The organism is Leisingera sp. McT4-56 (assembly GCF_020514995.1).
Classification (GTDB): domain Bacteria; phylum Pseudomonadota; class Alphaproteobacteria; order Rhodobacterales; family Rhodobacteraceae; genus Leisingera; species Leisingera aquaemixtae_A.
The window spans coordinates 102,752-115,340 of the sequence record NZ_JAJALF010000016.1 but is presented as its reverse complement, the minus strand read 5'-3'; the positions used below and the strand labels follow the sequence as shown (position 1 = coordinate 115,340).

11 protein-coding genes are annotated in these 12,589 nt (G+C 66.5%); 4 read left to right on the top strand and 7 right to left on the bottom strand.

Annotated features, from left to right (window positions below; translation table 11 throughout):
- From LHL23_RS16705 to LHL23_RS16675, 7 genes are all read right to left on the bottom strand, one after another.
- Window positions 1-1,173: Ig-like domain-containing protein (locus LHL23_RS16705; RefSeq protein WP_226430753.1), on the bottom strand; the 1,173-nt coding region annotated here is incomplete at its 3' end.
- Window positions 1,174-1,650: 477 nt separating this feature from the next.
- Window positions 1,651-1,914, bottom strand: a complete 264-nt coding sequence (locus tag LHL23_RS16700) for a hypothetical protein (RefSeq protein ID WP_226430752.1) — start codon at window positions 1,912-1,914, stop codon at window positions 1,651-1,653.
- 175 nt (window positions 1,915-2,089) lie between these two features.
- Window positions 2,090-2,779 (bottom strand): YjbF family lipoprotein, encoded by a 690-nt coding sequence (locus LHL23_RS16695; protein ID WP_226430751.1) that lies wholly within the window; start codon window positions 2,777-2,779, stop codon window positions 2,090-2,092.
- Entirely contained in the window at window positions 2,776-4,998 is a 2,223-nt protein-coding gene (locus LHL23_RS16690) for a YjbH domain-containing protein (protein WP_226430750.1), read from the bottom strand. Before LHL23_RS16690 ends, LHL23_RS16695 begins: the two co-directional genes overlap by 4 nt.
- A 199-nt stretch (window positions 4,999-5,197) precedes the next feature.
- Window positions 5,198-7,078, bottom strand: a complete 1,881-nt coding sequence (locus LHL23_RS16685) for a polysaccharide biosynthesis protein (RefSeq protein WP_226430749.1) — start codon at window positions 7,076-7,078, stop codon at window positions 5,198-5,200.
- A 234-nt stretch (window positions 7,079-7,312) separates the two neighbouring features.
- Window positions 7,313-7,924 carry a sugar transferase gene (locus LHL23_RS16680; protein WP_226430748.1) on the bottom strand — a complete coding sequence of 204 codons (612 nt, stop codon included), beginning with the start codon at window positions 7,922-7,924 and terminating at the stop codon, window positions 7,313-7,315.
- A gap of 18 nt (window positions 7,925-7,942) precedes the next feature.
- Complete coding sequence (locus LHL23_RS16675; protein ID WP_226430747.1) at window positions 7,943-8,809, bottom strand: NAD-dependent epimerase/dehydratase family protein; 867 nt, start codon at window positions 8,807-8,809, stop codon at window positions 7,943-7,945.
- Between the two features lie 89 nt (window positions 8,810-8,898).
- Here LHL23_RS16675 and LHL23_RS16670 point away from each other — a divergent pair, with 89 nt between their 5' ends.
- From LHL23_RS16670 to LHL23_RS16655, 4 genes are all read left to right on the top strand, one after another.
- Window positions 8,899-10,017, top strand: a complete 1,119-nt coding sequence (locus tag LHL23_RS16670; protein WP_222482051.1) for a polysaccharide biosynthesis/export family protein — start codon at window positions 8,899-8,901, stop codon at window positions 10,015-10,017.
- 192 nt (window positions 10,018-10,209) lie between these two features.
- A complete protein-coding gene (locus LHL23_RS16665; RefSeq protein WP_226430746.1) occupies window positions 10,210-10,623 on the top strand; it encodes a hypothetical protein in 414 nt (137 codons plus the stop codon).
- 59 nt (window positions 10,624-10,682) lie between these two features.
- Window positions 10,683-11,840, top strand: coding sequence for a hypothetical protein (locus tag LHL23_RS16660; RefSeq protein WP_226430745.1), 1,158 nt, complete (start codon window positions 10,683-10,685; stop codon window positions 11,838-11,840).
- A 45-nt stretch (window positions 11,841-11,885) separates the two neighbouring features.
- Window positions 11,886-12,584 (top strand): sulfotransferase family protein, encoded by a 699-nt coding sequence (locus LHL23_RS16655; RefSeq protein WP_226430744.1) that lies wholly within the window; start codon window positions 11,886-11,888, stop codon window positions 12,582-12,584.
- The last annotated feature ends 5 nt before the right edge of the window (window positions 12,585-12,589 follow it).

Genomic DNA, 12,589 nt, shown 5'->3' with positions numbered 1-12,589 from the left:
TTCGACCAGGAAGCCCTGCCCCTGGTACTGCGCGTCCGGCGAGGTCAGCCAGCGCGTGACGAGCTGGAAATCCTCGTCCGCCGCCGCCTGGACAATGCGGGCGCCGTTGTTGGTGTCATAGGGATCGAAGTCGCCCGGGGGCGTCTCCAGCCGGATAAAGGCTTCCTCCCCGGCGGTGTCCGAAGCCACCGTGGCGCCCGGAGGCGCGGCGAAGCTCCAGACAAGCGGATCCAGCGCGCCCGACGAGAAATCGTCAGAGATGATCTCCTGGGACGGCGGGTTGGCGACCGTCACGGTTGCGGTTGCGGTGTCGATGTCGGTGCCGTCGCTGACCGTGTAGGTGAAGCTGTCGGCGCCTGTGAAGCCCGCATCCGGCGTGTAGGTGATGGTGTTGTCGGCATTGATCACCGCCGTTCCGTTGGACGGCGCGGTGACCGCGGTGACGGTGAGCGGGTCGCCGTCTGCGTCGCTGTCATTGGCCAGCACGTCCAGCACGACGGCGGTGTCATGGGCCGCGGAGGCGCTGTCGTCGCTGGCCGCCGGCGCGGTGTTGCCGCTGACCCCGTCGTCCTCATTCACAATCGGTGCTGCGGTGTTCTCAAAATAATCGGCCTCGGCGATGTAGCCCGGCGCGCCGCCGCTGCTGCTCGACATCAGCCCCACGGCGGTCACCGTGATCGCTTCGGTGAAGCTGCGCGACACCGTCCAGTTGCTGCCGTCGGCGGACAGCTCGAAAGTCCACTCATCCCCCGTCCGGGTCAACCGCATGTAGGGCATTTCGGTGGTGCCCAGGCTGACTTTGAACTTGGTGCGGGTATCGCCATCGGTTGTCACCGCGCCATAGGCAAACAGCTTGGAGCCGTTTGAGTACACATCAAAGCGGAGCCAGGTGCCGGCATCCTGTTCCACCAGGAAGCCCTGCCCCTGGAACTTCTCGCTGGGTGAGGTCAGCCAGCGCGTGATGATCTGGAAATCCTCGTCCGCCGCCGCCTGGACAATGCGCGCGCCGTTGTTGGTGTCATAGGGATCGAAGTCGCCCGGGGGCGTCTCCAGCCTGACGAAGGCTTCCTCCCCGGCGGTGTCCGAAGTCACCGTGGCGCCCGGGGGCGCGGCGAAGCTCCAGACAAGCGGATCCAGCGCTCCCAACGAGAAATCGTCAGACTGAAAGGTCATCGGGCCCTCCAAGCGATACACAACAAGCACACAGTCAGCTAACTCTGGGTCGCTAGAAAGCAAGGCACGCGGCGCGCCAACCAATACCGCCGCATAGCCACAAGGCCCTGTACCAACACTATCAATTTTAGCCCGCTCTGCCAAGTTGGGGAGGCGTTTGCAGGCCGTCCGGTTGGGCATCCGCGGAGTTGCCTGACGCCCCGCGTCCGGAAATTGCCCGGAAGCTGCGGGGCACGTCCTGGCCGTCAGTTCCGTATGTTTTCCAACTCCAAGACGGCTTGCCGCCGGGCGGGGTGATCCGCTGGCGCATCCTTGCCTGAACAGGAGGATATGTTTTCAGAAGCGGTCTCTGCCGGGCTTCAGTGCGGGCCGCGGCAGGCGGGCGCAGGTTCTTCCGTAGTGGCGGCGGACATGGAAAACGGGCCCCGAGAGGCCCGTTTCCCTGAAATCATGCCAGTGCCCCGGAGGGCGGCCGGATCAGTTGGTGGTGGTGGTGCTGGTTGCGTTGTCGTCGTCGTTGGCAATCACGCCGATCGCAACCACGCCGGCCACGATGCCTGCAGTGGCACCCGCGCTCAAGCCGCCCAGGGCAAAGCCGTTTGCGGCACCTGCGCCGCCAGCACCTGCACCGCCGGCGCCTGCGCCGGCACCCGGTGCCGGGGCGGGGGTCTGCTGCTGCGCCGAAACGGCGGTCGCGGACGCCAGGGCTGCCAAGGTAAGGGCGGTCAGAAGATTCTTCATTTCAAACTCCTTCGGAGAACTGTGGAACAGGCCGTTGATTGGACCTTAGGGGAGGCGGGTTTTCATTTCAACGTGGAGAATAGCTGCAAAACTCTTGAAATCCGGTTTGCAGCACGGATTTTTTCCGTCCGTTGCAACAATGCTGCTGGTGCCGGGACCAAGGTCAGGGCCAGAGTCAGCGCCGCAGCTGGCGGATCCGCACATATCCGATTTCAGCGCCTGCCCATTGCCGCGACTGCCACACCAAGGTGCGCCCCGGGCGGGAATCGACCCAGTAATCGTTGACCACTGCCCCGCCGCCGCCCTCGCAGTGCTCCTGCAGATGCCGGGCGGGATGGGTGATTCCGACGATCTCCACCGGCGCCGGGCCCAGGTCCTGCAGGCTGCAGGCCATGTTCACGATGGTCTGGCCGTTGCCTTCGGCGCGCAGCGCATAGCGGCGGGCGCCGCCGCGGGCAGGGCCGCCAACGCCTTCTGCCGCAGGCACCTCAGCCGACAGGAGGCCGCCGCCGAGGCCGCGGGTGGCGATCAGCATGCCCTGGCGCAGGGCGACAGAGACGTTGTCCTGGGTGCGCCAGACCTCGATCTGCCCGGGATGGCTGTCGCGGCGGCTGAGCGTCTGGCTCAGATAGGCCTTGGCATCGCGGTTCTCGATGGTGACCTCGATATAGTCCTGGGGCTGCTGGTCCAGGAGCGCCCGGGTCAGCGTTGCGGGGGGCTGCGGCGCGGCGCGGCGGCGGCTGAACTGCTCGCCGACGGCCTGCAGCACCGCCAGCTCAGCCGGGGCCTCGTCGGGGCCGCGAGCGCATCCCCCCAGCAGCAGGGCGGCAGCCAGGACGGCGGCGGCGGCACGGATCATGCTCATTCCCAGAACCTCGCACGCTGTTCTTCCAGGCTCCTGCGGTGGGCCGCGCGCACCGGCGCGTAAAGCCGGCCCGGCACCGTCACCTTCTGGCCGCCGTCGCGCTGGGTCGGGCGGATGGTGAGGCCGAAGCTGGAGCGCGACGGCTTGCCCAGGAGCCAGTCCACCGGGATGCGGAAGCGGAAGCCCTTGTCAAAGGAGCCCTCTCCGAAGTCCTCGGCGGAGACATCGGTGAGGGTGAAGAAGGCGCCGACCAGGAAGCCGTTGTCGAACTCGCGGTTCAGGCTGACGGTGCCGCCGTAATCGCCGGCCAGGTAGCGCCCGGCATCCAGCTGCAGCTGGTAGCCCCGGTCCAGCTCGTAATATGCCGAGGCATGGCCGGTGAAGGTCCTGTAATCGCGGAAGGAAAACCGCTGATCGAAATCGCGCTGCACCACGTAGTTGGCTTCCAGCCCGAGGCCGAGGCGGCTGTTCACCGGCTTCCACAGCACCTCGCCGGAGACGCCGCCGTACATGCTCTCAAACAGGCCGGCAGTGGCGCGGGCATAGAGATTGCTGCCCGGCTTCCACAGGCGGCTGACATAGAGGTTTTCCAGGGTGGTGCCGTATTGGGCATATTCCGACTGGTCGGTGCGCACATGCGGCAGCACCGAGTTGGAGGCGCGGCCGCCCTCCACATTGCCCCAGATCCGCTGGCGGAGGGCGCCGGCGATGCGCCAGCCGGGCGCAGGCGCATAGGAGGCAGCGAAATCGACCCCGGCATCGAGGCGGAACGGCTGGTCCGGGTCGAAATAGGCCGGCTGGGTGTAGGGGCTGACCGAGGTCGCAAAGGCCGGGTACAATTCATCCGAGAAGATCGCCTCCTGCGGCAGCGGGCCTGCGTCTCTGATCCCGGCCGTGGCCAGCAGCGCATCGGCGGCATCCGGATCGAACTCCAGCGCCTCCAGGTCGGAGCGGCGGATCTCGACCGCCGCCAGGCCGGTGCCGCCGCGCACCGGCACCAGGCGGAAGGTCTCCACCGAGGGCGGCATTGTCTGCGCCAGGGCGCGGGCGGCGCGGCCTGCGGCCTGCGATTCAGAGCGGTAGCGCAGGTTGCGGTAGCGCAGCTCGGCTTCTGTGCCGGCCAGGGTGATCGCCTCCAGCACCAGCCCGTCCGCCTTCAGCGCCTCTGCCGCCAGGTCGCGGATCTGGCGCTTGCGGCTGGCGCTGGCGGCCCAGTCCCGGGTCCAGTGCGCCTGTTCGGTGGCCCATTGAGTCCGCGGCACAACCGGGTGCGGTGCGGGCACCGCCAGCGGAGTGGGCGGGTGTTTCGGGTTGAGCTGGATCTGCGCGGTGAGGCCGATCTCCGAGCCGTAGAGGTAATAGCCGCCGAGGCGGACCCGCTCGGAATACTGGTATTCCACCCCGTAGTTGAACGAGGATTTGCGCTCGAACACGTCGGGGCCGCCGGTTTCCAGGGTATAAGCGTCGCTGGAGTATTCCGCCTTCAGGCTCCAGCGCGCGTCCGGCTGCCATTCTAAGCCGGCAAAGGGGGCAACATCGCCGCGGAACCACTGGTCGGTGGCCAGTTCGCCGCCGGTGTCGCCGGCGGTGAAGGACGGGCGGCTGCCGCCGGTGGAGCCGATGGCGCCGTGGCTGCCGAGCCGCCCCCAGCCGAGACCGGCCGAGACCTTGAGCCGCCCGGAGCCACGGCCCCAGCCCAAGGCCTGGCCCTCGAACCGTTTGGTGGCGACGAAATATTCCGCCGCATAGATGCCGGTGCCGGCAAAATCCTGCAGCCCCATGGTGACCTCGGGCAGCCAGCGCCGCTCGCGCCAGAGCCGGGCGCGCACGTCGAAGCCGCGGTCGTAATAGGTGCTGAAGCCGCCGATCTCCTCGCCATTGGTCTGGATGCCGTTGTAGCGGAAGCTGGCCGACAGCCAGGGCAGCGCCTGGAAGGTGAGGTTGTAGCGGCTCTGGCCGCCGAACCAGGAATAGCTGACCGCGTACTGGCCGTCCGGCAGCATCTCCGCGCTCGGCATGTCGATAGTGCCGGGGCTGCCATAGAAGTTGAGGCTGGGGGGCGGCAGCGGTTTCAGCCGCGGCGCGGCAGCGGCGGTGCCGGGCGCGGCCCCCTCCTCTACGCGGGCGGCCCCGGGGTCCAGCGCCTGGCCCGGCAGGGCTGCCAGGCACAGCGCCGCCGCCGGAGCGGTCCTGCGCACGAGGGATTTGATCGGGATCACGGGAAAGCCTGCCTTCTGGTACTGCCTGCCGCCGGGTGCCGTTGCCCGGGCGCTGTTATCTGCCGCCCTGCTTAGACCATGGCGGCGGGCCGGATCAATTGCCCGCAGGACTGGCGGCGGCGGTTTTGCGGGGATTGCAGCCCCGGTGCCGCACCTGCAGCCGCAGCTTGGGCCGGACCGGAGGCCGCCCGGAGCCGGATCAGGAGCTTACGCGCCCGGCCTCCGCGGCCTGGCCATAGCCCTCGACCCAGTGCCGCACCACCTGCAGCGCCGCCGCCTCGTCGCCGGCCGCCACCGCCTGGCGCAGGCTGCGCAGGAAGCCCGCCACCTCGATCTCCGACAGCACGGTCTCGCGGGCGCAGAAGATCTTCGGATGGCGGGTATGGATCAGCTCTTCGCTGAGAGTCAGCTCCTCCTCCATCTTCTCGCCGGGGCGCAGCCCGATGATCTCGATGGCGATGTCGCCGTCCGGGTTGTCCGCATCGCGCACCGAGTGGCCGCCGCTTTCGATCACCTGGCGGGCCAGCTGCAGGATCGGCACCGGCGCCCCCATGTCGAGCACGAAGACCTCGCCGCCCTGGGCCATGTCGCCCGCCTGCAGCACCAGCTGCACCGCTTCGCTGATGGTCATGAAGAAGCGTTTCACATTCGGGTCGGTCACCGTGACCGGGCCGCCGCGGCTGATCTGCTCCTGAAACAGCGGCACCACCGAGCCGGAAGACCCCAGCACATTGCCGAAGCGCACCATGGTGAACACGGTGCGGGTGCCGAAGCGGGTCGCCAGGTCCTGCACGATGAGCTCCGCCATCCGCTTGGAGGCGCCCATCACATTGGCCGGGTTCACCGCCTTGTCGGAGGAAATCAGGATGAAGCGCTCCACCCCCGCCCGGGCCGCTGCGCGGGCCAGGATCTGGGTGCCGAAGACGTTGTTGGCGAGGCCCGGCAGCGGGTTCGCCTCGACCAGCGGCACATGTTTATAGGCGGCGGCATGCAGCACCACCTGCACCTGATGGGCATTGAGCACCATCCGCACCTGGCGCGGGTCGGTGATTGTGCCCAGCACCGGCACCAGCTCGATGCCCGCCTCCGCCGCCACCGGGCCCAGCTCCTGATGCACGGTGTAGAGCGCCAGTTCCGAAAGCTCGAACAGCACCAGCCTGGCGGGGCGGCAGGCCAGCACCTGGCGGCACAGTTCCGAGCCGATCGAGCCGCCGGCGCCGGACACCAGCACCGCCTTGCCGCGGTAGGAGCCGGCGGCTTCCTGCAGCGGCACGGTGCAGGCGTCGCGGCCCAGGAAGGCCTGCGGCGCCACCGGCGTCAGCTTGTCGACCAGCGCCTCCTCGCCGATGAGCTGGGCAAAGGAGGGCAGCGCCTGCACCTCCAGCCCCAGCTTCTGCAGCCGCTGGATGATCTGCGCCTGGCGCGGCTGGCTCTGCGACGGCATCGCCAAGAGCACCCGGCGGATCTGCCGGGTTTCGACGATTTCGGCAATCCGCGAGGGTGCGTAGACCGGCAGCCCGACCAGCGTCATCCCCTGCAGCGAGGAGTTGTCATCGGCAAAGGCGATGGGGTCGATGCCGTCATGCGCCTTCAGCGCCTGCGCCAGCTGGGTGCCGGTATTGCCGGCCCCGTAGATCAGCACCCGGCAGCGCGGATTGGCGCGGCGGTAGACCATCAGCACCAGCTGCAGCATCACCGCGCGCGCGCCTGCCATGGCCAGGAAATAGAAGATCGCAAAGGCGACATAGGTGCCCGGCCCAAGCGCCGGGCCGAAGAAGCGGGCCAGCAGCGACAGCGACAGCGCGCTGCCGCCCGCAAGCACCGCGCTCTGCGCCGCGGCATGGCGCTCGTAGGCGTTGAGCTGCACCCGCGGCAGCCCCAGCCACAGCGCCAGCAGCGCGGCGGCGGCCAGCACATAGGGCAGCAGCGGCAGCAGCGAAACCAGGGTGGCGAGCGCCGGGTCGGGCAGCGGCTGCACCTCGAGGGTGAACAGCAGCGCCAGCGGCAGCAGCGCCAGATCCACGGCCAGGAAGACGTAGGATTTCTGCTTGCGCGAAAGCGCGCTGATCAGATTGTACATGCCTGTCTGCCCCTGTGCCCGGGTATTTTTCCCTGTTGGTTTCTGCGTGCCTGTCCCGGCAGCCCTGCAGTTGCCGGATAGCAGAAAAAAGTAAACACGAACATGCGGCCAAGCACCGGACTCCGCTGCCAAATCCGCGGCGCGGCCATTTGGCCGGAAATTCTATCATACCGGGTTTCCGCCGCGCCGCAAAACCGGCAGCGGCGGAAACCCGCCGCACTGTGGCCTCCGCGCCTACCGGCGGCGGAAGAGGTTGCCGATGGTCTGGAACACGATGTCGAAATCAAAGCACATGCTTTGATGGCGCTGGTAGATCAGGTCCAGCCGCGCCTTCATCGGCACGCAGAGGCGGGAATAAACCGCATCGGTTTCCGCAGACGTGCCGCAGCGCGCCAGGAGCGCCGCCTCATGCTTGTGATAGGTGATCGAGGCGAGCCCGGTGACGCCGGGGCGCGATTTCAGCACCCGGGCATAAAGCTCCGGATGCGCCTCGACATACTGCCTGAGCGGCGGCCGCGGCCCGACAAAGGAGAGATCGCCCTTGAGGATGTTCCACAGCTGCGGGAACTCGTCCAGCCGCTTGGAGCGCAGCCAGGCGCCGGTCCTGGTGATGCGGGCCGCCTTGTCGCCGCCCGAGACCCCGGTGTCCGTTTCCACCACCGTCATGGTCCTGAGCTTCCAGAGATTGAACGGCCGACCGGGCGCCTTCATCCGCTCTGCCACATAGAACAGGGGCCGCCCCTCCTTCCACAGGAGCCAGCCGAGCAGGAGCAGCAGCACGGGGCCCAGCACCGCAATCAGCAGGGTGGCAAAGAACAGGTCGAACAGCCGTTTGCGCCAGGTCATAGCGTGGGATCCTTCCGCTTATCTGCCTGCGAAATCAGGCTCTGATGCGGCCCATTCGGCCGCCATCTGCACCGGGTCCGCCGCCGCCAGCGGCACCGGCAGCAGCGCCTGCAGCCGGGCCGTGTCCAGCACCACCTCCGGGATCGCCGCGGGCGGGGCGGGCTGCCAGCTGAACCGGCGCCCGGCCGCCTGCAGCAGCGCCGCCATCTCCACCGCCCCGGGCTGCGCCACGTTGAGGGCTGCGGGCAGATCCGGCGCCTGCACGAGCGCCGCCAGCACCCGCGCCAGGCTGCGCAGGCCGATGTAGCTGCGCCGCGGGCTGCAGCCATCGGCAAACCGGTCGAGGGCAAAGCCCGGGCGCCAGCCGCCCAGGGCGGCGTCGAAGCCGGCGATATTGCCGATCCGCAAGGCGCAGACCTGCACCCCCAGCTCAGGCGCCAGCGCCGCGGCGCTGGCCTCCATTTCCGCTTTGGCCGCGCCATAGGCAGTGGCGGGCTGCAAGGGCGCTTCCTCGGACAAAAGCCCGCCCTGGGCGCCATAGACCGCAGCCGAGGAGGCCAGCAGCACCCGCGCGCGCGCTGCCGCGCCCGCGCGCAGCGCCGCTTCGCCGAGGCGGATGTGGTCCTGCATGCCTGCCTCCCCCTGCCCCGGCCCGGGCACCGGCCCGGCCAGGCAGAGAATGGCCTCCGCGCCCGCCGCGGCGCGGGCCAGCGCGGCCGGTTCCGCCAGCGGATCGAACACATGCCAGTCCCCGGCCGGGAGGCCGGGCAGCTGCGGCGCCCGGCGCGCCTGCAGCCGCAGCGCCATGCCGTCCGGCGGCGCCAGCTGCAGCAGCCGCCCGATGCGCCCTGTTGCGCCCAGAACCAATGCGGCGGGAATCCTCATGCCTGCGGCCCGTTTCTGTTGAACCCTCTGGCTCAGCCCAGTATCCTTCCGGCAGAAAAAAATCAAAGCGGTTCCACAACAGGCTCTTCATGCTGAAATTTCTTCCCTGGCTGGCGGCTGCCGGCCTGATCCTTCTGCCCGCGGCCTGTTCCCGCCTGCCCGGCGGCGCCCCGGCCAGCGAAGAGATTCTGAGGGAATCGGGTGAGGCGGACGCCAATTTCGCGCTCTACAAGGTGAACCGGGCCTTGCTGCCCGCGGTGGCGGCCTGGCCGCCCACCGGCAAGCAGGAGCGCTTGAACTGGCTGCACGCCCACCAGGGCGCCAAGACCCAGATCATCCAGCCCGGCGACCTCCTGTCCCTCAGCATCTGGGACAGCAACGACAATTCGCTGCTGACCTCCGCCGAGCAGAAAATGGTGCAGCTGCAGGACATGAAAGTGGCCGCCAACGGCACCATCTTCATGCCCTATGTGGGCGATGTGAACGTCAACGGGCTGACCCCGGACCTGGCGCGGGCCAGGCTGCAGGAAGCGCTGGAGCCGGTGGTGCCATCGGCGCAGGTGCAGCTGGCCATGGCCGAGGGGCGCGGCAATTCGGTGGACCTGGTCTCCGGCGTCGCCCAGCCCGGCACTTATCCGATGCCCGACCGCAACTACACGGTGATGGGGCTGATTTCCGCGGGCGGCGGCATCAGCGCCAATCTCAACAACCCGCAGATCCGGCTGGTGCGCGGCCAGTCGATCTACGGCACCTCGGTCGACAACCTGCTGAACAACCCGGCGCTCGACACCCTCCTGCGCGGCGGCGACCGGGTGTTCGTCGAGGAGGACGAGCGCTATTTCCTCTCCTTCGGCGCCACCGGCGAGGAAGACCTGCACATCTTCTCCAAGGACGAGATGTCGGCGATGGACGCGATGTCCGTCGCGGGCGGCTTCCAGGACGGCAAGGCCGATCCCAAGGGCCTGCTGATCCTGCGCGAATACCCGGCAAGCGCGGTGGCGCCCGGGGTGCGCGGCCCGCGCCAGCAGCGGGTGGTGTTCTCGCTTGATCTCACCTCCGCCGACGGGCTGTTCTCGGCGCGCCAGTTCCAGATCAACCCGGGCGACCTGGTGATGGCCACCGAATCGCCGGTCAACGACGTGCTGACCGTCTCCAACATCTTCGGCAATTTCTTCGGCGTCTTCAGCCGCGCCGGGGTGATCGAATAAGGGCGTTGCGCCTGCCTGCTTGCGGCGCCCTGGCCGCAAGCGTGAAAAATGCTGCAAAATCAATAAAACCCTTAACATTTTACTATTACGTCGGGTAATACTGCTCGAAATGAGCGTATTTCCGCCGGGACAGGCCATACGGCCCGGCGGTAGAGCAGTTTCTGAAGATAAATGCACGACGGGAGACACGCCATGCGGATGACATTCCGGGCTTTCGGGTTTTGCCTCGGCCTCGGCCTGGCCAGCGCGGCAGCGGCGCTGGAAACGGACCCGGTGCAGCAGCACAATTCCAATGCGATCTGGTTCGAGAACTGGATCGGGCTCAGCAATGCCACCCTGGTGGTGGTGGCCCCCAACGGCCGGATCACTTCGATCCAGGCGGCCTCCGGCACCCCGGTCTATGAGCTGGAGCGCGGCGCGGTGCAGGACGGCACCTACCGCTATGAGCTGAGCGCCGCCACCAGCGAGCGGGAAGAGATCGTCAACCCGGCCGACAACGGCCGCGGCGAACCCGCCGCGTCCAAAGCCAAATCCTTCACCATGACCGGATCCTTCACGGTGTCGCGCGGCACCATCATCACCCCGGACATCCTCACCGAAGACTGATCCCCGAACAGACTGCCGCGGCCCGCCGGCCGCCCTGATTGCAAGAAAAGGAATTTGACATGAGCCGCAAACCCCAACGGATCCTGGCCGCAGGCGCCAGCCTTCTGGCCCTGGCCGCAGGTGCTGCGCAGGCAGACCAGGTGTTCAACGACGATGTGATCGCGACCTTCAGCCTCTGTGTCGGCAATGACTGCGTCAGCGGCGAAAGCTTCGGCTTCGACACCATCCGGTTGAAGGAAAACAACACCCGGATCAAATTCCAGGATACCTCGAACTCCGCCAGCTTCCCCACCAATGACTGGCAGCTGACCGCGAACAGCTCGGACAACGGCGGCGGCAATTATTTTTCCATCGACGATGTCGACGGCAGCTCGACACCTTTCCTGGTCGAGGCCGGTGCGGGCAACAATGCGGTCTATGTCAAATCCACCGGCTATGTCGGCTTCGGCACCTCCTCGCCGGTTGTCGACCTGCATGTGAAGCAGGGCAACTCGCCGGCGCTGCGGCTGGAGCAGGACGGCTCCTCCGGCTTTTCCTCGCAGGCCTGGGACATCGCCGGCAATGAGACCAACTTCTTCATCCGCGACGTGACCAACAGCAGTCTGCTGCCGTTCAAGATTCAGCCGGGCGCTGGGACAAACTTGCTCTACCTCGCCAATAATGAAGAAGTGGGGATCAACACCAGCAGCCCGGCAGGGGTGCTCCATGTCCTTGAAACCGACAATATCAGCGGCGCGACCGAACATGTTCTGTTTCAGAACAACAATGGCACCCAAGCGCACCGGACGCTGCTGACCATGCGCAACAACGGCGGGTCGCAGATTATTTTTGACAACACCGCAACCAGCGGCGATTGGCGGATTGCCCACCGCAACAACGACCAGGCTTTCGGGATCTTCACCAGCTACAACAATACGACTCCGCTGCTGCTGACTCAGGACGGCAATCTGACGATCACCGGCTCGATCACCACCGCGGGCAGCTGTTCGGTAGGCTGCGACCGGGTGTTTGATGCAGACTACGAGGTGATGAGCATTGAAGAGCGCGCTCAATTCATGTTTGCAAACCGGTATCTGCCCAATGTCGGGCCGACCCCGGAAGAAGGCAGCTATAACATGACAGAAAAGATGTTCGGCATTCTCAATGAGCTGGAGCATGCGCATATTTACATCAGCCAGCTGAACCAGCGTATTGCCGCACTGGAAGCAGACAACTGACAGCCCGCCCCTTAGAGCAGCGGAGACGCTGCTCTAAGGCACTGCATGCACGATTCCGAAAGCCTTATGAGAAATTTCGACCCCGGCCAGCCGCTGATCTTTATCCATATTCCCAAGACTGCGGGGGTATCCGTGCGGACCGTTTTTCAGAACTGGTTCAGGGACCGCCTGAAACTCCACTACTATGATGAAGGCCGCGGCCAGCTGCCGGCCAAAATAGATCTGCAAGATCCCGCCTTCCGGACGGAACCGCCTGTTATCTACGGCCATTTCAACCGGCTGCGCCAATTCGGGGTGCCCGACTACTATCCTGAGGCACGCCAGTTCGTCAGCTTCTTGCGCGACCCGTTTGATATGCATGTCTCCCGCTATTTCTTCACTCAAAAGTCCGCTCAAAACTGGAAACGCACCTCGGATGTCGAGGGCAAGGGACTTCACGAGCATCTGGAAAGCGGCCATCTCAATATGCTGGAGCATTTTCCCCGGCCGGTTACCTCGAGCAATTTCCGCGGGATCATCGAAGAGTTTTTCGTCGACATCGGGTGCTTTGAAACACTGGAAGCCAGTCTGAAGCGCATTGCCGCACGGCTCGGCCTGCCTGCGCAGGACATCCAGTTGCCGCACCTGAATGCAAGCAAGGAAGCAGAGACCCCTATGGAAGAGGCGCGGGCACGGTTCCGCGAGCGCTGGCCGCTGGAATACGAAGTCTACGACTACGTCCGCAGCCTGGCGCCGCAGCGGTAAATTCG